Genomic DNA, 22,048 nt, shown 5'->3' with positions numbered 1-22,048 from the left:
AACTACAACTCACCAGTATCCACGTCGGGGCGGGCCCCGTCGCCTGCCCCCAGCTCGGCCAGAGCGCTTGTCAGCCACTCCACCCAGAACCGCTCCAGATCCACCCCGCCCCGCAGGACCAGGTGCCGCAGCCGGTCCGGCTCGGTGCGGCGGCGCTCCGCCGGGAAGTCCCGGGCCTCGATCAGGAGGTACTCGTCCAGCTGGGCCCGGTGCAGGGACAGATGGCGCGACAGCTCGGCCCGCAGCCCCTCCGTGCCCACCATCGCCGCCGCCCGCATCCGGAGCAGCAGGGCGGACCGGAGCGGCTTCGGGTCCTCGGACCTGCCCACCCAGTCGCCGAGCTCCGCCCGGCCCGCGGGCAGCACCTCGTACTCCTTCTTCTGCCCTCGCGCGGGCACCGGAGCGGGCAGCGCGCGGATGTGCCCCGCCTGCTCCAGCTTCCCGAGCTCGCGGTAGATCTGCTGGTGCGTGGCCGACCAGAAGTAGCCGATCGACTTGTCGAAGCGGCGCGTCAGTTCGAGGCCGGAAGACGGCTTTTCGAGCAGCGCGGTGAGGATCGCGTGCGTGAGGGACATGCTCGCATCCTAGGTTCGGCCGGCCACGGTGATCACGGGGCGAGGGTCACAGGGTGGCGGCGAGCCGGGTGCCCTGGTCGATGGCCCGCTTCGCGTCCAGCTCGGCGGCGACGTCCGCGCCGCCGATCAGGTGCACGGAGCGGCCGGCCGCCACCAGCTGCTCGTACAGGTCGCGGCGCGGCTCCTGGCCGGCGCAGAGCACGACCGTGTCGACGGGCAGGAGCTGCGGCTCGCCGTCGATCGTGACGTGCAGGCCCGCGTCGTCGATCCGCTCGTACGAGACGCCCGCGACCATGGTGACGCCGCGGTGCTTGAGCTCGGTGCGGTGGATCCAGCCGGTCGTCTTGCCCAGGCCCGCGCCGACCTTGGTGCTCTTGCGCTGGAGCAGGTGGACCTGGCGCGGCGGCGCGTCGCGCTCGGGCGCCCGCAGTCCGCCGCGGTTCTCGTACGAGGTGTCGACGCCCCACTGGCGGAAGTACGTCTCGGGGTCCTGGCTCGCGCCCTCGCCGCCGTCCGTCAGGAACTCGGCGACGTCGAAGCCGATGCCGCCCGCGCCGATGATCGCGACCCGGTCGCCGACCGGTGCGCCGTCCCGGAGCACGTCGAGGTAATTGAGGACGCTCGGGTGGTCCTCGCCCGCGATCCCGGGGGTGCGGGGGGTGACGCCGGTGGCGACGACGACCTCGTCGTAGCCGTCCAGGTCGGCGGCGGTCACGTACGTGTTCAGGCGGACGTCGATGCCGTGCTCGGCGAGCTGGACGCGGAAGTAGCGCAGCGTCTCGTCGAACTCCTCCTTGCCCGGCACCCGCTTGGCGATGTTCAGCTGGCCGCCGATCTCGGCGGCGCCGTCGAAGAGGGTGACGGAGTGGCCGCGCTCGGCCGCGGAGACCGCGCAGGAGAGTCCGGCCGGGCCCGCGCCGACGACGGCGACGCGCTTGGCGAGGCGGGTGGGGGAGAGGACCAGCTCGGTCTCGTGGCAGGCGCGCGGGTTGACCAGGCAGGAGGTGATCTTCAGGTTGAAGGTGTGGTCGAGGCAGGCCTGGTTGCAGCCGATGCAGGTGTTGATCGTGTCCGCGCGGCCGGCCGTCGCCTTGGCGACGAAGGCGGGGTCCGCGAGGAACGGGCGGGCCAGCGAGACCAGGTCGGCGCGGCCGTCGGCGAGGATCTCCTCGGCGACCTCGGGGGTGTTGATGCGGTTGGAGGTGACGAGCGGCACGGAGACCGCGCCCATCAGCTTCTTCGTCACCCAGGTGTAGGCGCCGCGCGGCACGGAGGTGGCGATGGTGGGGATGCGCGCCTCGTGCCAGCCGATGCCGGTGTTGATGATGGTCGCGCCGGCGGCCTCGATCTCCTTGGCGAGCTGGACGACCTCCTCCAGGGTGGAGCCGCCGGGGACGAGGTCCAGCATGGAGAGGCGGTAGACCAGGATGAAGTCCTCGCCGACGCGCTCGCGGATCCGGCGGACGATCTCCAGCGGGAAGCGGACCCGGTTCTCGTACGAGCCGCCCCAGCGGTCGGTGCGGTGGTTCGTGGCGGCGGCGATGAACTCGTTGATGAGGTAGCCCTCGGAGCCCATCACCTCGACGCCGTCGTACCCGGCCTCCTTGGCGAGCTCGGCGCAGCGCGCGTAGTCCTCGACCGTCTGCTCGACCTCGGCGTCGGACAGCTCGTTCGGTACGAAGGGGCTGATGGGGGCCTTGAGGGGGCTGGGGCCGACGAGGCCGGGGTGGTAGGCGTACCGGCCGAAGTGCAGGATCTGCATCGCGATCCGGCCGCCCTCGGCGTGCACGGCGTCGGTGATCAGCCGGTGCTCGGCGACCTCGTCGGCGGTGGTGAGCTTGGCGCCGCCGTCCCAGGGCCGGCCGGCCTCGTTGGGTGCGATGCCGCCGGTGACGATGAGGCCGACGCCGCCCCGGGCACGCTCCGCGTAGAAGGCGGCCATGCGCTCGAAGCCGTGCTCGGTCTCCTCCAGGCCGACGTGCATCGACCCCATGATCACCCGGTTGGGCAGGGTGGTGAACCCGAGGTCGAGCGGGCTCAGCAGGTGCGGGTACGGGGTCATGGGGCGTCTCCTCGCGCAGGGGTCGTCGACCTCAGTTCTAGGTGACCCCGGACGCCTTCTGCAACTAGTTGCAGAAGAATCGGAGAGTGATGTCTACTACTCGGTAGCAAGACCTCCGCGCCACTCGGGACGCTCAGGCCGGGCGGCTGGAGCCTCACTCGGATCGCTCAGGCCGGGCGGCCCGGCCCCGCCACCTCGGCGGTGACCCACGCGTCCAGGTCCTCCGGCGTCCGGGGCTCCGCCGCGTCCGCGCCCAGCAGACCGTGGGCCCGCAGGAGACGGGCCACCGACGTGCCCCACGGGCGGCGTAGACGGGCCGCCGCCAGCAGGGCGTCGTCCGCGAGGAGCTCGGCGACCGGGCCCGTGCGCAGACCGTCGGGGGAGAGCACCGCCGCCCCGTCGGCCCAGCGCAGCGCCAGATCGACGTCGTGCGTCGCCATCACCACCGTCGTCCCCGTCGCACGGAGCCGTTCCAGCGCGTCGAGCAGCCGCTCCTGGCCGTGCGGGTCGAGTCCGGCCGTCGGCTCGTCCATGATCAGCACCCGGGGCCGCATCGCGACGGCGCCCGCGATCGCCGCCCGCTTCCGCTGCCCGTACGACAGGAGATGCGTCGGCCGGTCCTCAAGAGCCACGATGTCCAGCGCCTCCAGGGCCTCCCGCACCCGGAGCCGTACCTCCTCTTCCGGCAGCCCCAGGTTCATCGGACCGAACGACACGTCCTGACCGACCGAGGCCGCGAACAGCTGGTCGTCCGGATCCTGCACGACCAGCTGCACCGTGGTCCGCAGCCGGGTCAGCCCCTGCCGGTCGTACGCCACCTCCGCCCCGTCCAGGAGCAGCGACCCGCTCCCGCAGCGCAGACCCCCGCTGAGCAGCCGGAGCAGCGTCGTCTTGCCGCTGCCGTTGCGGCCGAGGAGCGCGATCGCGCGTCCCTCCGCCACCGCGAAGTCCACGCCCGACAGGACCGCGGGCCCGTCCTCGTAGGCGAAACCCGCCTTCACCAGCTCCACGACGGGGGTCGGAGACGTCACGGAAGGAACCTTTCCAGTACGAGGGTGAGGGCGACGAGACCCGCCAGGAGCAGGCCCGTCGCCGTGAGGAACCGCCGCGACACCGCGACGGCGGGCACCAGCACCCGCAGCGTCCCGTCGTAACCGCGCCCGGCGAGCCCCGACTGCAGGCGCTGCGCCCGGTCGAAGGCCCGTACGAACGTCGTCGCGCCGAGGCCGGCGAGCGAACGCCAGGTCGCGGCCCGGGTGGTGTGCCCGAGCCGGGCCGCCTGGGCCTGCCGGATCTTCGTGAGCGCGTCGAGCAGCAGGAAGATGATCCGGTACATCACGAGTGCCACGTCCACCACCGGTGCCGGGACGCCCGCCCGGACCAACCGGGGCAGCACGTCGGACACCGGCGTCGTGAAGGCGAAGAGCAGCACCCCGAGAGAGGCCGAGGCGGTCCGCAGCAGCAACTCGCCCGCGTGCACGGGACCGTCGGGCGCGAGGGCCACGAGCCCCCGCGCCCCGCCCACCTCGAAGAGCAGCGGGACCGCGCCCGTGACGCAGAAGCCGAGCGGGATGCGGAACGCCCGCCACAGCTGACGGCCCGGCACACCGGCCGGGCCGAGCAGCACCGCGAGCGTGGCCGCCGCCACGAGCACCGCGCCGGGCCACGGCGGCAGACCCACCGCGCACAGGGTCAGTCCGAAGCCGAGGAGCGCCTTCTCCACGGGATGACGGCGGCGCCAGCGACTGCTGTGCGCCGCCGCGTCGATCGGCAGCATCGGCGCTACGCGCCCGTGCCGTCGAAGGGGACGGAACCGTCGTCGGCCCCCGGGACCCCCGCCTCACCGACGACGGGCCGGGACCCGCCGCTTGCGGCACCGGCGCCGGCGGCACGGGAGGCTGCGCCGGCCCGCGGGGCGCGGGAGCCGGCGCCGGCACGCGGGGCGCGGGAGCCGGCACCGGTACGCGGGGCGCCGGAGTCGGCACCGGTACCGGTACCGGCGTGCGCGTCGGCCGAGTCCTCCCCGCTGGTCGACGTGCCGGAGACGGGCCCGTTCCCGGCCGTACCGGAGTCACCCTGCCCGACGGGACCGCCTTCCCCCGTCGCACTCTCCATCCCCGTCGCACCGTCCGTCCCCGCCGCCTCGGCGGCCTCCGCCGCCGCGCGGGCCGCGCCCTGGCGGCGGCCGCGCCGGAGGCCGAAGTAGTACGCGAGGACGCCGGCGCCCAGTGCCGCCTGGAGGGCGAAGAGCGCCGACTCGATCTCGCCGGACGGCGGCTCGTACAGCGGGCTGAACCACGGCTTGTAGTCCGGCTGGAGCTCGGTGATCGCGGTCTCGGCCTCCGCGTCCGACCCCGCGAACGGCTCTTCCTTGTGGTCGCCGAGGCCCAGCGCGAGCGGCAGGACCGCGAGCGCGGCGACGAGGAGCAGCAGCAGCGTGTTGATCTTCGCGTTACGGCTCATCGCGCGGCCACCTCCTCCCCTCGCTCCGCCTTCGGCCGGCCGAGGACGCCGAGCCGGACCAGCTCGCCCTTGCTGGACTGGGTGAGCAGCCGCATCACGAGCACCGTGAGCAGGCCCTCGCTCACCGCCAGCGGGATCTGGGTCACGGCGAAGATCCCGCCGAACTTGGCCAGCGCGCCGGGCACGCCGCTGCCGGGGTCGGGGAACGCCAGGGCCAGCTGCACGCTGGTGACGCAGTACGTGGACAGGTCGGCGACGAACGCGCCGAAGAAGACGGCCACCATCAGCGGCGTACCGAACCGCCGCAGCAGCCGGTACGTCCCGTAGCCCGCCCAGGGCCCGACGATCGCCATCGAGAAGGCGTTCGCCCCGAGGGTGGTCAGCCCGCCGTGCGCGAGCAGCAGGGCCTGGAAGAGCAGGGTGATCGTCCCGAGGACCGCCATGATCGGGGGTCGGAAGAGGATCGCACCCAGACCCGTACCGGTCGGGTGGGAGCAACTCCCGGTGACGGAGGGAAGCTTGAGTGCCGACAGGACGAACGTGAAGGCGCCGGACGCGCCGAGCAGCAGGGTGGACTCGGGGTTCGACCGCACCTCGCGGGTCAGCGCGCGCACCCCGTGGGCGACGAACGGGGCGGCCGCTACGCCCCAGGCGGCGGCGTGCACAGGGGGCAGATACCCCTCGGCTATATGCATGGTCGGTAGACCCTCTCCAGCACCTCGTGGATGGACAACGCACCCCGGCCGGTCTCCTGGCTGACGGTCATACGGCCCGACTCCGCCTTCCCACACCGTCGCGGTCTCCCGCGCCGGTCCAGTGGCTTCCCCGGGGTGTTCCCCCCGGGGATGGAGCCGGACCTCCCGATCACAGTGGCGAGGGCCGCACCGGTACCGCACCGGTTTCCCGTACACCAAGGCCCTGCGACATTAGTGTGTTGACCTGCTGGATCACAACACGGTCGCCACCCGGCGCGGCCCGTCGGTCACTCCCCGCACACGGCTCGGGCGCTCACTCCTTGCGGTAGGAGTACGCCTCCGAGGCCGCCGCCACCACCGCTTCGAGGTCCCCGCCGGCGCTCGCCGTGACCAGCGCGGCGACCGCGCCCTCGACGAACGGCGCGTCCACCAGGCGGGCGGCCTCGGGCAGTTCGTCGCCCTCGGCGAGCAGCGCCTTCACGGTGAGGACCGCGCTGCCCAGGTCGACCAGGAGCGCCACACCGGCCCCCCGGTCGACGGCCTTCGCCGCCTCGCAGATCAGCTCGGAACTCGTCCCGAGCCCGCCGTCCGCAGTGCCGCCCGCCGGCAGCAGCGGCGCGAGATCGCCGCCGCCCGCGAGGCCGCGGGCCAGCTCGGCCACCGCCGTCGCGACCGCCGCGCTGTGGGAGACGAGCACGATGCCGACGGGCGGGACCACGGGAGGCACGGCGGGCGGTTCTGTGGGCGGTTCTGCGGGCGTGGGGCTCATCGCACCCCCTCCGTGCGCGCGGTGTCGGCGAGCGCCGCGAACAGCAGCGCCGACGACGTCGCCCCCGGATCCTGGTGCCCGATCGACCGCTCCCCGAGATAGCTGGCCCGGCCCTTGCGCGCCTGGAGGGGTACGGTCGCGAGGGCGCCGCCGTCGGCGGCGGTCCGGGCCGCCTCGTACGAACTCCGGAGCCCTTCGACGGCGGGCACGAGCGCGTCCAGCATCGTCTTGTCCCCCACCTGGGCGCCGCCCAGCTGCGACACGGCGGCCACCCCGGCGCCGAGGGCCTCCGCCAACCGCACCCGGGTGACCTGCGCGTCCTCGCCCAGGGTCTTCCCGGCGCGCCGCAGCAGCGTCCCGTACAGCGGCCCCGAGGCGCCGCCGACCGTGGAGATCAGCTGCCGCCCGGCGGCGGTGAGCACCGCGCCCGGGCTCGCCGGCGGCTCCTTCGCCAGGATCTCCGTCACGGCGGCGAAGCCCCGCCGCAGATTGGCCCCGTGGTCGGCGTCGCCGATGGCCGAGTCCAGCTCGGTGAGCCGGTCCGCCTCCCGGTCGACGTCCTCGGCCACCGCGGCCAGCCAGCGCACCAGGAACCCGGCGCCGAAGGTCTCCGTCATGTCGCTCCCCATGCCCAATCCCGTCTCACCGGCCCCAGCGCAGCGCGGGCGTCTGCACCGGAGCGTCCCACAGACGCAACAGCTCCTCGTCGACCTCGCACAGGGTCACCGAGCACCCGGCCATGTCGAGCGACGTCACGTAGTTCCCGACCAGTGTCCGGGCCACCGGCACCTGCCGCTCGGCGAGCACCCGCTGCACCTCGGCGTTGAAGCCGTACAGCTCCAGGAGAGGAGTGGCGCCCATCCCGTTCACCAGGGCGATGACCGGCCCGGACGGGCGCAGGTCCTCGACGACGGCGTCCACGGCGAAGTCCGCGATCTCGCGGGAGGTCATCATGGCCCGCCGCTCCCGGCCCGGTTCGCCGTGAATCCCGATGCCCAACTCCAGCTCGCCCGCGGGGAGATCGAAGGTCGGGCTGCCCTTGGCGGGGGTCGTGCAGGCACTCAGGGCCACCCCGAAGGACCGGCACCGCTCGTTGACCCGTCGGGCGATCGACTCCACGCGCTCCAGCGGGGCGCCCTCCTCGGCGGCGGCACCGGCGATCTTCTCCACGAACAGCGTGCCGCCGGTGCCGCGCCGCCCCGCCGTGTACAGACTGTCCGTCACCGCCACGTCGTCGTCGACGAGGACCTTGGCGACCTGGATGCCCTCGTCCTCGGCGAGCTCCGCGGCCATCTCGAAGTTCAGCACGTCGCCGGTGTAGTTCTTCACGACGAAGAGCACCCCGGCGCCGCTGTCGACGGCGGCCGCGGCACGCACCATCTGATCGGGCACGGGCGAGGTGAAGACCTCTCCGGGGCACGCGGCCGCCAGCATGCCGTACCCCACGAACCCCCCGTGCAACGGCTCGTGCCCGGACCCGCCGCCGGACACCAGCGCCACTTTCCCGGCCACGGGCGCGTCCCGCCGCACCACGACCCGCCGCTCGACGTCCACGGTCAGCTCGGGATGCGCCGAGGCCATCCCCCGCAGCGCATCGGCGACGACGGTCTCAGGAACGTTGATCAGCATCCTCACGGGTGTCTCCTCGGGATTTCAGCGGCTGGACTCACTCTTCGGGTCTTCGCAGGTCAGATCGTGTTGCCGGGCTAGGTGATCTTGGCGGTACGCGGCGGTCGAAGGCGGCATCCGCCGGTGCTCATGCTGATCTGATGCGGACTTCTATGACGCTATGTCAGCTTAGTGTGGCGACGCGCCAGGTCTCGTCGAGATCTTTCCCTCGGTGGTATCGACAATCCTGCTGCGAAGGTCACGAGTGCTGCTCCGGCCCCAGGATTTCCGGGTCCGAGCGACCCCAGGGTGAAGGAAATCCGTGCTGCGCAGGACGTGTGGTCCGTAGGTGGTGCGACCTACACGCTGGATGCGGGAACCATCAGGAAGTACACGATGGCCCGGTTCGGATCGGCGTTCAACGCACCGACGGTCGTCGCCACCGGACTCGACGACGCGGTCCAGGGGTGGAGCCCGGCCGGCCAACCACGACGACCAGGCGGGTGTCGGCGTCGATGACGACCTGGTGGTTGGTGGAGTACCGGTAGTTCTTCGACCGCTCGGCGACGGTGTGGTCCCGGGTGGAGACCAGAGCGGCGTCCACGATGAGCACTGCATCCTTGGTGAACCGATTGCGCGATTCGTACGGTCAGGTTTGTTCGCCAGTACGCGGTGACCAGCAAGATCCGGTCTTCCAACGGGAGGATCCATGGTCGGCCCCTGCGGACCGCGTCCGCACCTGCGCGGCGCAGTACCGTCACCAGCTTCCCGAAGGCGCGCGGGCTCAGCCCGGAGAACGGGGCTATCCAGGACGGCTCCGACGCTGTGATCACACCAGTCAGTTCGAGATCATCTCGTCCATGTGACCACGTCTTCAGAAGGCCGCCGGGGGCTCTCGTCGGTCGTTCTCCTGAGCTGCGACACTCTGTATGTGATCTATCCCGCGACGGACCAGCTGTCATCTGCCGAACGCGCCTTCATGATCAACGCCACCGAGATCGACATCCTCCCCGGTGTCCGGGGCGATCTCGACGAGCCGCTGGTCTCAGGGCCCGCCTCGGCTCTCGTCCCGATCCTCCTTCCCCTCGTCGACAGAGGATGGATCGAAGTGTGCCGGCTCGTGCCGTGGACAGCGCCGGATGGCACTCTCGGTGAGCAGCCCGGTCCCCCCATTCCGAGGCAGGGCCTTCCTGCAGTTTTGGCGAACGCCGAGAACTGGGAGTACCCGCGATCCGGCACGTGGCTGGGGTGCCTCACACTGACTCTCACCGAAGCAGGGCAGGGGATCCCCCGCTGACACTCGGTCTCAACGGCAGCCCTCCATTCTCTGCAAGATCCTCCGCGGCCGCCGTCTCAGAGACGAAGGCGTTCCCGCGCCCTTCAGGAAGCGCCTGGTGGACGCGCTGTGCGACCCCACCAAGGCCCTCGACGGTGGTACGCGAAACCGCCCCGTCCAGATCCAGCACTTCGCCTGCCACGGCGATACCACCGACAAGACGGACCCCGACTTCGCCCTGCTGCTCGGCGGCCCGTACGGACGCGGAAGACGGATCTCGCTCCGCGCGATCAGACACGGGTTTCGGCAGCGGCAGCAGCGACTGGGATCCCCGAGCGGTGCCCGGGCGCTGATTGTCGCGAACGCCTGCGGGTCCGCGGTGATCGACAGGGCGAGCCACCGGTCCTTCCGGCTGTTCACCGACCGCGGCATTCCGCTCGGCTTGCTCTACGTCCTCTACGGCGACCCGTTCCTGGGGATCGGTTAGAGCGGTCGCCGGTCTGAGAGGAACTCGCGTCCCCTTCAGCGACAGCCCGACGGCCGACTCGGAGGCGTCGACCGCGAGCCCCCGGTGTCCGCGTTCCGGCGCCAGGGGTGTCTTTCACCATGTGCCAGGCGTCGAAGCGGTCCTCGTCGTGCGCGGGCGGTGGTTCCCGTACGGCGGTCGGCGTCGGCGCTGTAGGAGTCGCCCAACCCGGTCCCTTCCTCCTCGTCGGATCAGCCATGGCCGGATTCCGACTGTCGAGACCGCACTCCGAACAGCCCCGTGCGTCTGCTAATTGATCACCTGCCGATGGGGTGATGCACGGCTGTGCGACAAGCCGGCCAGGTGGCCGGCTCGTTGCCGTGTCGAGGTGTGGGGGGATCACATGGGTTCGCTGGCTCGACCAGATGCTGCCGGGGTGGGGGAGGACAGGTTCGACTGGTTCTGCGAGACGGTGTGCCGTGCCGTGATGCCCGTCAGGCTCAGCACACGGCATGCGTCCGACTTCCGGGCGAGCATGACGGAGCTGGATCTCGGCGCGGTGCGGCTGTCCGGCGTGGCCTGCTCGCCCGTGCACTCGCGCCGCACCGCGACGCATGTCCAGCGTGCCGATCCGGAGCGCCTGCAGCTGGCACTCGTCAGTCGAGGTGAGGTGTGGATCTCCCAGCACGGCAACGATGCGGTGGTCGCGGGGGGACTCGTGCTCACGGACACCTCACGACCGAGCGAGGGGGCGTGCGCGGCGGGGCGGATCGAGACGGTGGTCCTGCAGATCCCCCGTCAGGCGCTGGCGCTGAATCCCGACCGGGTGGACCGCCTCCTCGCACGGAGCCTGGCCGCGGAGGCGGGGTCGGGGGCGATCCTCGCCGACTTCCTGAAGACGCTGCACACACGAGGCCCGCAATGCCGCCCGGAGGAGCTGCGCGCCATGGGGTCCGTCGCCCTCGACCTGGCCACGGCGTTTCTCGCGCGGCAGCTCGGTGACCCCGGTGAGGCGCCTGCCGAGGCGCGGGCGCAGGAGACGTTGCTGCGGATCTACCGCTTCATCGAGAGCAATCTCGGTGACCCGGGCCTGACTCCCGAGGTGATCGCCGACCGGCACCACATGTCCGTGCGGGGTCTCTACCGCCTGTTCGGCGACCAGCCGCGGACCGTCGCGGCACACATCCGCCAGAGCCGGCTGGAGCACGCCCACAGCGACCTGGCACGCGGGGAACTCAGCGGTCAGCCCGTTCAGACGATCGCGGCTCGCTGGGGCTTTCCCAGCGCGACCGGGTTCAGCCGGGCGTTCCGCGAGGCCTACGGAATCAGCCCTGTCGAGCACCGTGCCCTCTCGCTCGCGGCCCCGCGGCACGCAGAGGAAAGGAATCCGGCAGGCCATGCACACCACGGCGCGCCGTACGGGCCTACATTCTCCGCTGGAGACAGCGCCACAGCGTGAACGGAGCCACGGGACAACAACCCGGCCCGACGCCCGGAATGCCATCGACAGTGGCATCGGCCTTTTGACCGCCGCATCTCCGTGCCCCTCGCCCTGCCCGCGAGGAGGCGTCCGACATTCATCTCAGGGGGACACATGAGCATGCGCAAGAAGGCCGCCACCACCGTCGCGGCCACTGCCCTGGCCTTCGCCGGGGTGCTGGGCTCCGCGGGACAGTCGTTCGCCGGATCGAACGGCCAGCAGATCCGTTTCCACGACACCAGCACCGTCGTCTACTCCATCCGCATCGAGGGCTACAACCAGAACGGCGAGCAGGTGTCGGGCTGCTTCTCCACGCCGAGCAAGGACACCTGGATCAACGGCTGGTGGTGGAAGGGCGAGGTCGGCGTCACCTTCTACCGGAACAACTCCTGTTCCTTCGCCACGTATTACGGCGACGTCGTCGCGTGGGTCCCCACCGAGCAGAGCGGCGACTGGACGACCGTCTACTCCTGACCCCGCCACGGGTCGCGGCGGGATGGTCCGCCGTGCTGCGCTCCGGCCCGGCAGCGGGACTGCCGCTACGGGGGCAACCAGCTCTGGTACGCCGGCGACATTCCCTGGCCCGTCGGCATCCCTTCGTGATTCCGGCCTGGATGAAAGAGAGAAACACTCATGATTCGACGCGTTTCGGCGATGCTCGTCGCCGCGGCATCCCTGTTCAGTACGGGAGTCATCATGGCCGCGCCCGCGCAGGCGGCCTCCTGCACCCCCGACAACGCCTGCCTCTACTCGAGCGCCGACTTCGAGGGCTTGAAGCGGGACGACTACAGATCCCAGACCTCATGGGCGTCCATCCACTACGACGGCTTCCCGGACGCCTTTCTCTACTGGAACGAGAACAGTCCGCTCAATGTCAGCTCGCTCGACAACTGGGACGTGGACACCAGGGTCTCGGTGTACTACCACTCCCAGTGGCAGGGGCCCTGCTTCAAGATCGAAAACTACGGGTCCGTGACCAACTTCGCCTACATCACCCTGAGCAGCGGCAAGAACGCCAACGACGTGATGGCCTCGCACCGCTTCGGCAACTACTGCTCGGGGACCGTCTACGACTCCTCCAGCTCCTGATCCCCGGCCCGTGACCGGGGTAGGGCGGAGGCCGATTCCGCCCCACCTCAGCACGTCAATCAACCCTCAAAAGCCGTCACTTCGGCTTGAATAGAAAAGAGGAACACTCATGATGCGACGCATTTCCGCGATGGTTGTCGCCGCGGCATCCCTGCTCGGTGCGGGAGTCACCATGGCCGCGCCCGCGCAGGCGGCCTCCTGCACCCCCGACAACGCATGTCTCTACTCGAACTCCGACTTCACCGGATACAAGAGGGACGACTACAACTCCCGCCACAACTGGGAGATCATCACCTACCCCGGCAGCCCCAGCATCCCGCTCTACGCGGGTGACAACTACCTCTACAACGTCAGCTCCATCGACAACTGGGACGTGGACACCAGGATCTCGGTGTACCGCGCCCCGTACCACCAGGGCCCCTGCTTCAAGATCGCGACCTACGGCTCTGTGAGCAACCTGGCGTACATCACCCTGAGCAGCGGCCAGAACGCCAACGACGTGATGGACGCCCACCTCTTCGGCAACAACTGCTCGGGGACCGTCTACGACTCCTCCGGCTCCTGATCCCCGGCCCATGACCGTGGTGGGGCGGAGGCCAATTCCGCCCCACCACAGCACATCCACTCTATCCAGGGGATCCCCTTGCGTTATACACGTATTGTCATCGCCGCCGGGGTCGGCACGCTCCTGCTCACCGGGTGCGCGGAAGAGTCCCCGCAAGGCGCCGGCGCCCACCCCTCCGCGGCCCGTGAGGTCGTCACCGAGGCCGACATCGTCCTCCCGGTGTCCGCCTACTTCCTCACCCCCGAGCAGCAGGCGCTGGTGGACACCGCGCAGTCCACCCTGGCCTCCGACTGCATGAAGCGGTACGGGTTCGACTGGCCGGTCACGAAGGCCGCGCCCGTCGAGGTCGTGAGCCGTCGCTACGGCGTGGTCAGCGAGAAGGTCGCCGCCGAGCACGGCTACCACATGATCCCGGTGGCAGGCGAGGACGAGCACGCCCGAGGCGCGGTGTCCGGCAGGGCCAAGCTCCCGCCCGAGGCGTACATGGTCTTCGGCGCCAAGGGCCCCAAGGGCGGCAAGGCGGTCTCGGGCGGTACCTACCGGGGCAAGGACATCCCCGAGGGCGGGTGCGTCGGGGAGGTCGGCCGCAAGCTGGGGCTCGACAAGGTGCAGAACCCCGCGAAGGGCAAGATCGGGCTGCTCAGCATCGACTTCTCCTCCTTCGACCAGGCCCAGAAGATGCCGGAGTTCATCAAGGCCCAGGACGCATGGGCGTCGTGCATGAAGAAGGCCGGATACCGGCACACCTCCTTCCTGCAGCCGGCCGAGAAGTACATGCTCCAGGGGAACTCCGCGTCGCCGCAGGAGAAGACCGCGGCCAAGGCCGACGTGGGGTGCAAGAAGGACGCGAAGCTCGCCACCGTGCTGCTCCGGCTCGAAACGCGGATCCAGAACGACTACATCGAGCAGAACGCCGCCGGTTTCGCCGAGATCAAGAAGGACCAGGAAGCGGTCATCAAGTCGGCGAACAAGGCATTGGCGAACTGAATGCGGAACGACGAACAGCCGTCCATGGACGCGGCCGAGACGGCCCGCGGCGGCGGGGGTGACGGTGTACGGATCAGGCGCCGCTGGCTCGCCCTGACCGCGTCGGCCGCGGTCGCGCTCACCGGGGCGGGCTTCGGGGCCTCCCTGCTGATCAGGTCGCCCGCCCAGGCGGCGGCGGACTCCCGGCCGCCCGCACCGTCCGTGATCACCGCTCCGGTCGAGTACCGGACACTGGCTTCCTCGGTGGTCCTTCGCGGCACCGTGGTCGCCGGTCAGAGCGTGGAGATCACTCCCGGCGGTACGGCGGACGGAGGCAGCCCCACGGTCTCCAAGCTGCCGCTGAAGGCGGGCGACCAGGTGCGCGCGGGACGGCTGCTGGCCGAGATCTCCGGCCGTCCGGTGATCGCACTCCAGGGCACCGTCCCGCTCTACCGAGACCTCAAGCCCGGCGCCCAGGGCAGTGACGTGGGACGGCTCCAGGACGCGCTCCACCGGCTCGGTCACTCCACCTCCCCCGACAACCGGGGGCGTTTCGGCGAGGGGACGAAGTCGGCGGTCACCGCGCTCTACGAAGCGCTCGGGTACGAACCCGTCGAGGTCGGCGGCGCCGAGGGTTCGGCCACCGTCACCTCGGCCGAAGCGCAGGTGACCTCGGCCGAACGAGCCGTGGACGACGCCGAAGACGCATGGAAGACCGCCGAGACCGCCTCCGGCTCCGGGGCGGGCCGCTCCGGTACGGGCTCGGGCAAGACGGCCGGCTCGACCGCGACGACCGCAGGAACGACCGCGGGAACGGCCGGGGCGGGCGGCGGCCGCGAACTGGAGGGCCTGCGCAAGGCTGTCGCCCGTACCCGCGAGGACCTGGCCACCGCACGCGAGGGCCTCGTCGCCGCTCGGGCCGCCTCTGGCCCCATGGTCCCCTCCGGCGAGGTCGCGTTCCTGGAGAGCTTCCCGGCGCGGGTTCAGGACCTTTCCGTACGGCTCGGCGCGAAGGTGCAGGGAGCCGTGATGACCGTCGCCGCGGGCCCCCTGGTGGTGCAGGGTTACGTGCCCGACCACCAGAAGGGCCTGATCAGGGCGGGCCAGAAGGCGGAGATCCTCTCCGAGGTCGACGGCGCCACCGCCACGGCCTCCGTACGGTCCCTCGCCACCACCCGTACGACGCCGCGTGCCGACGGCGACGCGCAGGACGGACAGCCCGCCGGTGGGCAGTCCGACGCGGACGGCTATCTGGTGACCCTCGCGCCGGGCCGGCCGCTGGAGGCCACATGGACCGGGCAGAACGTCCGCCTGACCGTCCAGGCCGCGACGACCGGTGGCAAGGTCCTGGTCGTGCCCGTCACGGCCGTGTCGGCCGGCGCCGACGGCTCCACCGCGGTCACCGTGGTCGAGGACGACGGCACGCAGCGCCGCGTCCGGGTGAAGCCCGGCACCTCCGGCGACGGGAGCGTCGAGGTCATCCCCCTGGACAGCGGGACCCTCGGCGAGGGCGACCGGGTGGTGACCGGCGTCCCGACGGATGCCGCCGCACAGGAGGCGACCGGATGACCGCGTCCCCGACCCCGTCCGTACCGCCCGTCATCGAGTTCCGGCAGGTCGGCCTCACGTACCCGGGGCCCCCGCCCATGCAGGCGTTGCGCCCCGGCGACCTCGCGGTCCACCGCGGCGAGTTCATCACCGTCGTCGGCCCCTCCGGATCGGGCAAGTCCACGTTCCTGAACATCGCCGGACTCCTCGACACCCCCACGACGGGCAGCTTTGTCCTCGACGGCATCGACACCGGCCGGCTCAGGGACACCGAGCGCACCACCTTGCGCGGCCGCCGCATCGGGTTCGTCTTCCAGGCCTTCCACCTGCTGCCGCACCGCAGCGCCCGCGAGAACGTCGAACTCGCCATGGTCTACAGCGGCGTCCCGCACCACGAGCGCCCCCAGCGAGCCCGCGAGGCGCTCGCTCGGGTCGGCCTCGGTCACCGGATCGACGCGCTTCCCACCCGGATGTCCGGCGGCGAACGCCAGCGGGTCGCCATCGCACGGGCCCTGGTCGCCCGGCCCTCGCTGCTCCTGTGCGACGAGCCGACGGGAAACCTGGACACGGGCAACGCCGAGGCGGTGCTCCAACTCCTCGAGGCCCTCAACGCCGAGGGCATCACGATCGTCCTCATCACGCACGACCCGGCCGTGGCCGCCCGCGGCCGACGGACGGTCACCATCCGGGACGGCGTACTGAGCGAGAGCGAGGAGGCACGCACATGCTGACCCGGAACCCAAAGGCGCGGCAGGCCGCGCCCCTGCCGCGCATCGGGCGCTCCACCTTCGTGCCACGGGACGTGCTGGCCGAAGCGCTCGCCGGAATGCTGCAGCGCCCCGCCCGCTCCGCGCTCACCATGCTGGGCACCGTCCTGGGCGTCGGTGCCTTCGTCGCCGTACTCGGCCTCACGGCCACCGCCTCCTCGCAGATCGACTCCCGCTTCAACGTGCTCTCCGCGACCGAGGTGACGGTCGAGGACATCGCCCGCGAGCAGGACGAGTTCGCCGACGCGGCGTTCCCGGACGATGCCTCGGACCGCGTCGAGCGGCTCAACGGGGTGCGGCACGCCGGCGTCCTGTGGACGGTGCAGCCCCGACAGAGCGCGGCCGAACTCACCGTCGCCGCCGCCCCGGTGGGCGACTCCACGGGGGAAGTCCTCAACGTCGTCGCCGCCGCCCCCGGTGCCCTGCTGGCGGCCGAGCCCCGGCTGTCCCAGGGCCGGCTGTACGACGACTTCCACACCGACACCCGCCAGCGTGTCACCGTGATCAGCTCGGGCATCGCCGCACGGCTGGGGATCACCACGCTGGAGACCAGACCGGCGATCTTCATCGGGGGGCAGCCCTTCACCGTCGCCGGCATCGTCGAGGACGTCCAGCGCCAGCCGGACCTGCTGCTCTCCGTCCTCGTGCCGGAGACCACCGCGGTGCAGCTCTGGGGGCGGCCCGCCCAGGGCGCCAGGATGCTCATCGCCACCGACCTGGGCGCGGCCCGTCAGGTGGCCGGGGAAGTACCCACGGCGCTGCGCCCCGACCACCCGGAGTACTTCAAGGCGATTCCCCCGCCCGACCCGAAGAGCCTGCGGTCCTCCGTGACCTCCGACCTCGAACAGCTCTTTCTGCTGCTCGCCGCAGTGTGCCTGGTCATCGGAGCGGTCGGGATCGCCAACACCACCCTGGTGGCGGTCCTCGAACGCACCGGGGAGATCGGCCTGCGCCGCGCACTCGGCGCGCAGAGGCGGCACGTCACCGCCCAGTTCCTCGCCGAGTCGGGCACGCTGGGCGCGTTCGGTGGACTCATCGGCACGGCCATCGGCACGCTGGCCGTCCTGGCGGTGGCACTGGTCAGGCACTGGACGCCGGTCATGCACCCGGTGATCCTGGCCACCGCCCCGCTCATCGGTCTGGCGACCGGGGTCGTGGCCGGAATCTACCCCGCCCGCCGCGCCTCCTCCGTGCAACCGGCCGAAGCCCTCCGCGGCTGACCGCGAGGACGGACGCCCCCAAGGTCAGACGGGTGGCGTCAGGTCGCTCTCGCTGATCGTGTACGTGAGCGGGGGGTAGGTGAAGTCCGTCTCGTTGTTCTCGCGGCGCCTCAGTCGGTAGAACTCGCGGCTCTGCTCCTCGTCGGCCGCCGTCAGGAGTGCGCCCTGCGGGAGGTAGGCCTGGCCGTCGCGATATCGGACGACGGTCTTCGACGTTCGGAAGGTCACGCCCAACCATGTGTTGTCCGCCCTCGGAGCGGGCGTGTCCAGGACGATTCTGTGCTTGAGGCGTCGATTCGACTCGACGGAGAACAGGACGATGCCGTGGTGAGTGAGAGGGATCTCGAACCTCTCGTCACCGGGTTCCTTCGATTCGACGATCAGCTTCCTCGGCGGGCTCGCCTCGGGACGTTCGTAGCAGGAGAAGACGGCGATGAACGACTCGTCGGCCAGGTCGAGAGCCTGGTCGGAATGGCTGCCCATGGTGGTGTACGCGTCGGTGTAGGTCTCGATGAGGGCGTTGTTGAAGCCGGTCGTGAGCGCTGCGACCTCTTCGACGCGGCGCGCCAGCCGGTCGTGTACCGGGCGGAAGCGCTGCGCCGGACTGCCGTATCGCGTGGTCGTGCGGACGAGAGGCACCCCACCCGTCTCGTCGACCCTGGTGAGCGTGGTGCCCCGGCGGCCCTTTCCCACGTCCTCGAAGCGAGCCGACGCGGACAGCTCCGCGAAGAGGTTCTCCTCCGTCGGCAGGGTGTACGCGAGGATCCGGTTCGAGATCTCAGACCCGGGGGGCAACGTAGTCTCCCGTGTTCATGCTGAAGCGGAATCGGTCGCCGTAGTCGATGAAGGACGTGGACCGGTTCTCCTCGGCGTACAACCTGCGCAGCTCGTCCATGCCGTCCGCGGTGGGTGGCTCCAGCTTCACCAGATCTCCGGCCGCCTTGAGGAACGTCTGGCCGTCCTCGTGCACGGCTTCGGTGCTCGAACAGCGCACGACGTATCCCAGGCGGGTCGGAAGCGACTCCGCGTCCAACGCCGACGGCCGGATCTCGTGCGTGTACAGGCGGTTGGTGGACAGCGGCATGAAGAAGACCGAGCCGGGGTGGAGCGTCACGGTGAACTGAGGGGGGAGTGTGACTCCGTCGCGTTCCTCGGGCGCATCCTTCAGTCGGAAGTGGAGTCTGGTCAGCCCGCTGACCCCCTTCACGCCGTAGTCGAAGGCGTCATCGGCCAGGGGTTCCAGCTCGTCGAGCCGGTCGTAGAAGGTGCAGAAGGCCATGACGCCGTTGACGGGCATGTCCTTGGTCTTGTCGGCATGGGACGAGATCCTGGCCTTGGACTGCTTGCGCTCGGCCGTGGCAAGGGTGTTGTGGTAGATCTGGGCCAGCACGTGATTGAGCGGTGCCTGGTTCCGGAAGACGGCGGCGGCCTCGCGGTTCAGATCCTCGACGATGCGCGTGTCCGTCGGGCCGAAACTCTCCGTAGGTCCCGAGAGGTTTGTGGAGCACCGGAGCAGACGGAAATGCAGCGCGTCGCCGTCTCGTGTGACGGGTGTCAGATAGATTCCGGTGCGATGGGCCGTTCCGGGCTTGGTGGACTCCGTCAGGGACTGGAACTCGTGTTCCGCCCGGATCCGTCCGAAGTGACCGGCGCCGAGCTCGAAGAACCGGCGGTAGTAGACGCCGACGCCGTGCACACGCACGGGAACTCGACCGAGGCCGACGGGAGTCCAGGATGCGTCGGCGTCCTCGCGGTATCCGTGGGAAAGCTCCCGGATGACGAACACCCGGGACGCCTGGCGCAGTTGGCGGTCGCTGAGCGCGGATATGTCGCCACACAGGTAGACAGTCCTCCCCGCGAGGTCGTGCGAACCGGAGGCGAGGTCCTCCGGCGTGATCGTGGACCCGAAGAAGTCCCTGATCACGTCGTCGTCCCGCAGCGTCGACGGCGCGACCAGGATGGTGCCGGCATCCTCGAGGCGGGCTTCTGTCAGCTCGGTTGTGTGCATCAAAAGGTGCCTGTCATTCGCAGATCTCGATGGATTGCTCAGAGCCGTGGAAACGGCAAAGGCCCGCACCCTTTCATTTGCGTCGTGAAGCGTAAACGAAAGGAGACGGACCGTTGGACCTTGATGCTCTCACGGGGGCTCCGCGGCGGGCAACGGGGTTCCGCCGTGGCGTGGCCCTGGTGCCGCACGCCCGGCGTCGGACCCGCTGCGGCGCGGAGTCAGGCGCGGCGCCGGGTCGCCGCCAGGGCGTCCTTGACCTCCTGCGCCACGCGGGCCGCGTCCTCGGGGTTGTTCACGATGTCCGTGTGGTTCATGTCCACGACGAGGACCTCACTGGCCGAGTAGTGCTTGTGCACCCAGTCGTCGTAGCCGGACCACAGGGTCCGGTAGTAGTCGACGAGGCCCTCGTCCTGCTCGAAGTCGCGTCCCCGCAGCCCGATGCGGTGCAGCACCGTCTCGAAGTCCGCCTTGAGGTAGACCATGAGATCGGGCGCCTTGCGGTACGGCAGGCCGTCGATCTCGCGCATCATCTCGTCGAGCAGCCCCTCGTACACCCGCATCTCGAGGGAGCTGATCCGGCCCAGGTCGTGATTGACCTTGGCGAAGTACCAGTCCTCGTAGATGGACCGGTCGAGCACGTTGTCGCCCTGCTTGTACGCCTCCTTGATCGAGGCGAATCGCGTCTGCAGGAAGTAGAGCTGGAGCAGGAAGGGGTAGCGCTTCGCCTGGATCTCCTCGGGGCTCGACGAGTAGAACAGCGGAAGGATCGGGTTGTCGTCCACGCTCTCGTAGAAGACCGCGCTGCCCAGCTCCTTGGCGAGCAGTTCGGCCACGCTCGTCTTGCCGATCCCGATCATGCCACCGACGCAGATCACCGGCATACCTCACTTCTCCCTGGGGGTCTTCTGTACGTGGACGGGGGCCGGGCCTCCCGCACCACTGAGACGCCCGTCAGTGGTCGCGCGATTCCCCAGGGAGGTCGTGATCAACGTCATGGAGTCCTGGGACGGAGACCCTGCCGTGGACCAGTCCGCTCTCCTCGACCGGCGTCCGCGTTTCCAGCGGCGCGCGGCGACAGGATGTAGCCCCGTGACCGCCATGAATTTTAGATGACGATTCGCGCTGTGGACTCACGCCTGCGGACGCACCTCCGCGGGGCCCTCACCCCGCGGGTCCGCCGCCCGGAGTCTGCGGCGCCCGAGGTGATCAGGCGCCCAGCGTGATCAGGGCTGCGATCGCCGGGCCGAAGGCACCGCCCAGCTGGTAGCAGAGGTTGAACAGGCCGATCGCCGTGGGGCGCTGCGCCGCCGGCGCCGCCTGGGTGGCGTAGACCGCGAGCGTGGCCTGGCCCGCGCTCGTCGTGAAGACGGCCAGCGTCGCGACGAGCAGGAGCAGCGGCGCCCAGGGGGTCAGGACGGCGGTGAGCGGGGCCAGTGCTCCGACCGTGAGCAGGATCGTCAGGACGCGCGGGCGGCCCAGCCCGGCCGAGGCGGCGGCCAGCACCATGGAGAGCGCGGAACCCGCCAGGAGAGCGACCAGCTGACCGGTGCCGATCGTGGACGTCGACCAGTCGGTACGGTCGCGCAGCAGCTGCGGGACGGTGAAGAGCAGCGTGAAGTACGAGGTCGCGAAGGTGCAGGCGAGCAGGGCGGACAGGACGAAGGCCCGGGTGCGCAGCAGGGTCAGGGGGACGAAGCCGGTGGGGTGGGACCGGACGTGCAGGGCCAGGAGCGCGGCCGCCAGCAGCGACGCGGCCACCGCGGGCAGCGGGTAGCGGGGGACGAGCACCAGGGCCGTCGCCGTCAGGACCAGCAGGGCGGCACCCCGGCCGTCGAAAGGGGTGCTCTGACGGGGCACGGACAGGTCGGCGCGGCGCATGACCGCCGGCACGGCCAGGAGGGCGACGGCCCCGACGGCGAGGGAGGCCCGCCAGGACGCCGCACCCGCTATGGCAGAACCGAGCAGCGGTCCGACCGCGCCCAGCGTTCCGAAGCCCGCCGTGATCACCCCCATGCGGCGGACCGAGCCCGCCAGGCTCATCGCCGCGGTGATCAGGCCCGCGCCGCCCGCCGCCTGGGCGGCCCGGCCCGCCATGGCCAGCGGCAGCCAGGGCGTCACGGCGACCACGGCGGTGCCGGCCACGATCAGGGCCGTGCTGAGCCGGAGCGTGACGCCCAGGCCGCGGCGGCGCAGCAGGCCCGCCATCAGCGGGGTGCCGACGGCCATGGCCCAGGCGAAGACCGTGACGAGCCAGGTCGCCGTGGCCGTACGGATGCCGAGCGAGCCGGCCATGTCGGGAAGGATCAGGACCGGGCTGTTGGCGCTCGCGGCGACCGGAGTGGCCAGCAACGCCAGCCACGCGGCAGGGACTTGACGAGGGGACGCGGCGGCGGGGGCCGGTGCCTCCGAGGCGGGGCGGGGGAGGCGGCGGGCAAGCAGGGACATGGCAGGCTCCGGAAGGCGGGAGGGGCGGCGTGGAGGGATGGAGGGC

General features: G+C 70.8%; 23 protein-coding genes, 1 pseudogene and 1 riboswitch. Of the genes and pseudogenes, 10 read left to right on the top strand and 14 right to left on the bottom strand.

The window, feature by feature from the left end:
* Window positions 1–2 precede the first annotated feature (2 nt).
* The 10 genes and pseudogenes from ACN9MM_RS05045 to ACN9MM_RS05000 form a co-directional block, all read right to left on the bottom strand.
* Window positions 3–575: a PadR family transcriptional regulator gene (locus ACN9MM_RS05045; RefSeq protein ID WP_426362493.1), complete on the bottom strand. Its 573-nt coding sequence runs from the start codon at window positions 573–575 to the stop codon at window positions 3–5.
* A gap of 46 nt (window positions 576–621) precedes the next feature.
* Window positions 622–2,637 (bottom strand): FAD-dependent oxidoreductase, encoded by a 2,016-nt coding sequence (locus ACN9MM_RS05040; RefSeq protein ID WP_426362492.1) that lies wholly within the window; start codon window positions 2,635–2,637, stop codon window positions 622–624.
* 167 nt (window positions 2,638–2,804) lie between these two features.
* Window positions 2,805–3,668, bottom strand: a complete 864-nt coding sequence (locus ACN9MM_RS05035; RefSeq protein ID WP_426362491.1) for an ATP-binding cassette domain-containing protein — start codon at window positions 3,666–3,668, stop codon at window positions 2,805–2,807.
* Window positions 3,665–4,414, bottom strand: coding sequence for a cobalt ECF transporter T component CbiQ (gene cbiQ, locus ACN9MM_RS05030; protein ID WP_426362490.1), 750 nt, complete (start codon window positions 4,412–4,414; stop codon window positions 3,665–3,667). Before cbiQ ends, ACN9MM_RS05035 begins: the two co-directional genes overlap by 4 nt.
* 5 nt (window positions 4,415–4,419) lie before the next feature.
* Window positions 4,420–5,100 carry an energy-coupling factor ABC transporter substrate-binding protein gene (locus tag ACN9MM_RS05025; RefSeq protein ID WP_426362489.1) on the bottom strand — a complete coding sequence of 227 codons (681 nt, stop codon included), beginning with the start codon at window positions 5,098–5,100 and terminating at the stop codon, window positions 4,420–4,422.
* Window positions 5,097–5,795 carry an energy-coupling factor ABC transporter permease gene (locus tag ACN9MM_RS05020; protein WP_426362488.1) on the bottom strand — a complete coding sequence of 233 codons (699 nt, stop codon included), beginning with the start codon at window positions 5,793–5,795 and terminating at the stop codon, window positions 5,097–5,099. The genes ACN9MM_RS05025 and ACN9MM_RS05020 overlap by 4 nt, the downstream gene beginning before the upstream one ends.
* Before the next feature lie 29 nt (window positions 5,796–5,824).
* Window positions 5,825–6,030: riboswitch (cobalamin riboswitch) on the bottom strand.
* 78 nt (window positions 6,031–6,108) lie between these two features.
* On the bottom strand, window positions 6,109–6,564 hold the full coding sequence (locus ACN9MM_RS05015) for a PTS-dependent dihydroxyacetone kinase phosphotransferase subunit DhaM (protein ID WP_426362487.1): 456 nt from the start codon (window positions 6,562–6,564) through the stop codon (window positions 6,109–6,111).
* Window positions 6,561–7,181, bottom strand: coding sequence for a dihydroxyacetone kinase subunit DhaL (dhaL, locus tag ACN9MM_RS05010; RefSeq protein WP_426362486.1), 621 nt, complete (start codon window positions 7,179–7,181; stop codon window positions 6,561–6,563). Before dhaL ends, ACN9MM_RS05015 begins: the two co-directional genes overlap by 4 nt.
* Before the next feature lie 25 nt (window positions 7,182–7,206).
* Entirely contained in the window at window positions 7,207–8,199 is a 993-nt protein-coding gene (gene dhaK, locus ACN9MM_RS05005; protein ID WP_426362485.1) for a dihydroxyacetone kinase subunit DhaK, read from the bottom strand.
* A 448-nt stretch (window positions 8,200–8,647) separates the two neighbouring features.
* A pseudogene (locus tag ACN9MM_RS05000) lies at window positions 8,648–9,014 on the bottom strand (IS5/IS1182 family transposase); the annotation flags it as partial.
* An 89-nt stretch (window positions 9,015–9,103) separates the two neighbouring features.
* Between ACN9MM_RS05000 and ACN9MM_RS04995 the strand changes: the two are divergent.
* From ACN9MM_RS04995 to ACN9MM_RS04950, 10 genes are all read left to right on the top strand, one after another.
* Complete coding sequence (locus ACN9MM_RS04995; RefSeq protein WP_426368961.1) at window positions 9,104–9,469, top strand: hypothetical protein; 366 nt, start codon at window positions 9,104–9,106, stop codon at window positions 9,467–9,469.
* Window positions 9,470–9,566: 97 nt separating this feature from the next.
* On the top strand, window positions 9,567–9,935 hold the full coding sequence (locus tag ACN9MM_RS04990; protein ID WP_426362484.1) for a hypothetical protein: 369 nt from the start codon (window positions 9,567–9,569) through the stop codon (window positions 9,933–9,935).
* A 415-nt stretch (window positions 9,936–10,350) separates the two neighbouring features.
* Entirely contained in the window at window positions 10,351–11,373 is a 1,023-nt protein-coding gene (locus ACN9MM_RS04985) for a helix-turn-helix domain-containing protein (RefSeq protein ID WP_426362483.1), read from the top strand.
* A 135-nt stretch (window positions 11,374–11,508) separates the two neighbouring features.
* A complete protein-coding gene (locus tag ACN9MM_RS04980) occupies window positions 11,509–11,868 on the top strand; it encodes a hypothetical protein (RefSeq protein ID WP_426362482.1) in 360 nt (119 codons plus the stop codon).
* 159 nt (window positions 11,869–12,027) lie between these two features.
* Window positions 12,028–12,483: a hypothetical protein gene (locus ACN9MM_RS04975; RefSeq protein WP_426362481.1), complete on the top strand. Its 456-nt coding sequence runs from the start codon at window positions 12,028–12,030 to the stop codon at window positions 12,481–12,483.
* Window positions 12,484–12,592: 109 nt separating this feature from the next.
* Window positions 12,593–13,048, top strand: coding sequence for a hypothetical protein (locus ACN9MM_RS04970; RefSeq protein ID WP_426362480.1), 456 nt, complete (start codon window positions 12,593–12,595; stop codon window positions 13,046–13,048).
* 78 nt (window positions 13,049–13,126) lie between these two features.
* Complete coding sequence (locus tag ACN9MM_RS04965) at window positions 13,127–14,035, top strand: hypothetical protein (protein ID WP_426362479.1); 909 nt, start codon at window positions 13,127–13,129, stop codon at window positions 14,033–14,035.
* Window positions 14,036–15,583, top strand: a complete 1,548-nt coding sequence (locus ACN9MM_RS04960) for a peptidoglycan-binding protein (RefSeq protein ID WP_426362478.1) — start codon at window positions 14,036–14,038, stop codon at window positions 15,581–15,583.
* Window positions 15,580–16,293, top strand: coding sequence for an ABC transporter ATP-binding protein (locus ACN9MM_RS04955; protein ID WP_426362476.1), 714 nt, complete (start codon window positions 15,580–15,582; stop codon window positions 16,291–16,293). The genes ACN9MM_RS04960 and ACN9MM_RS04955 overlap by 4 nt, the downstream gene beginning before the upstream one ends.
* Complete coding sequence (locus ACN9MM_RS04950; RefSeq protein WP_426362475.1) at window positions 16,287–17,549, top strand: ABC transporter permease; 1,263 nt, start codon at window positions 16,287–16,289, stop codon at window positions 17,547–17,549. Before ACN9MM_RS04955 ends, ACN9MM_RS04950 begins: the two co-directional genes overlap by 7 nt.
* A gap of 24 nt (window positions 17,550–17,573) precedes the next feature.
* On the opposite strand, the gene ACN9MM_RS04945 is transcribed toward ACN9MM_RS04950, so the two are convergent.
* The 4 genes from ACN9MM_RS04945 to ACN9MM_RS04930 form a co-directional block, all read right to left on the bottom strand.
* Entirely contained in the window at window positions 17,574–18,344 is a 771-nt protein-coding gene (locus tag ACN9MM_RS04945) for a hypothetical protein (protein WP_426362474.1), read from the bottom strand.
* Window positions 18,328–19,557: a hypothetical protein gene (locus ACN9MM_RS04940; RefSeq protein WP_426368676.1), complete on the bottom strand. Its 1,230-nt coding sequence runs from the start codon at window positions 19,555–19,557 to the stop codon at window positions 18,328–18,330. Before ACN9MM_RS04940 ends, ACN9MM_RS04945 begins: the two co-directional genes overlap by 17 nt.
* A 218-nt stretch (window positions 19,558–19,775) precedes the next feature.
* Window positions 19,776–20,438, bottom strand: a complete 663-nt coding sequence (locus ACN9MM_RS04935; protein WP_426362473.1) for a deoxynucleoside kinase — start codon at window positions 20,436–20,438, stop codon at window positions 19,776–19,778.
* Between the two features lie 325 nt (window positions 20,439–20,763).
* Window positions 20,764–22,002 (bottom strand): MFS transporter, encoded by a 1,239-nt coding sequence (locus tag ACN9MM_RS04930; protein ID WP_426362472.1) that lies wholly within the window; start codon window positions 22,000–22,002, stop codon window positions 20,764–20,766.
* Window positions 22,003–22,048: the final 46 nt, after the last annotated feature.

The organism is Streptomyces sp. E-08 (assembly GCF_049913095.1).
GTDB lineage: Bacteria > Actinomycetota > Actinomycetes > Streptomycetales > Streptomycetaceae > Streptomyces.
Note: the sequence above shows the minus strand (reverse complement) of the source record. Positions and strands in the feature narration are given on the sequence as shown.

Coding starts and splice junctions, on each gene's coding strand:
- ACN9MM_RS05045 (WP_426362493.1), bottom strand. CDS start 575: ATGTCCCTCACGCACGCGATCCTCACCGCGCTGCTCGAAAAGCCGTCT.
- ACN9MM_RS05040 (WP_426362492.1), bottom strand. CDS start 2,637: ATGACCCCGTACCCGCACCTGCTGAGCCCGCTCGACCTCGGGTTCACC.
- cbiQ (WP_426362490.1), bottom strand. CDS start 4,414: ATGCTGCCGATCGACGCGGCGGCGCACAGCAGTCGCTGGCGCCGCCGT.
- ACN9MM_RS05025 (WP_426362489.1), bottom strand. CDS start 5,100: ATGAGCCGTAACGCGAAGATCAACACGCTGCTGCTGCTCCTCGTCGCC.
- ACN9MM_RS05020 (WP_426362488.1), bottom strand. CDS start 5,795: ATGCATATAGCCGAGGGGTATCTGCCCCCTGTGCACGCCGCCGCCTGG.
- ACN9MM_RS05015 (WP_426362487.1), bottom strand. CDS start 6,564: ATGAGCCCCACGCCCGCAGAACCGCCCACAGAACCGCCCGCCGTGCCT.
- dhaL (WP_426362486.1), bottom strand. CDS start 7,181: ATGACGGAGACCTTCGGCGCCGGGTTCCTGGTGCGCTGGCTGGCCGCG.
- ACN9MM_RS04980 (WP_426362482.1), top strand. CDS start 11,509: ATGAGCATGCGCAAGAAGGCCGCCACCACCGTCGCGGCCACTGCCCTG.
- ACN9MM_RS04975 (WP_426362481.1), top strand. CDS start 12,028: ATGATTCGACGCGTTTCGGCGATGCTCGTCGCCGCGGCATCCCTGTTC.
- ACN9MM_RS04970 (WP_426362480.1), top strand. CDS start 12,593: ATGATGCGACGCATTTCCGCGATGGTTGTCGCCGCGGCATCCCTGCTC.
- ACN9MM_RS04960 (WP_426362478.1), top strand. CDS start 14,036: ATGCGGAACGACGAACAGCCGTCCATGGACGCGGCCGAGACGGCCCGC.
- ACN9MM_RS04955 (WP_426362476.1), top strand. CDS start 15,580: ATGACCGCGTCCCCGACCCCGTCCGTACCGCCCGTCATCGAGTTCCGG.
- ACN9MM_RS04950 (WP_426362475.1), top strand. CDS start 16,287: ATGCTGACCCGGAACCCAAAGGCGCGGCAGGCCGCGCCCCTGCCGCGC.
- ACN9MM_RS04940 (WP_426368676.1), bottom strand. CDS start 19,557: ATGCACACAACCGAGCTGACAGAAGCCCGCCTCGAGGATGCCGGCACC.
- ACN9MM_RS04935 (WP_426362473.1), bottom strand. CDS start 20,438: ATGCCGGTGATCTGCGTCGGTGGCATGATCGGGATCGGCAAGACGAGC.
- ACN9MM_RS04930 (WP_426362472.1), bottom strand. CDS start 22,002: ATGTCCCTGCTTGCCCGCCGCCTCCCCCGCCCCGCCTCGGAGGCACCG.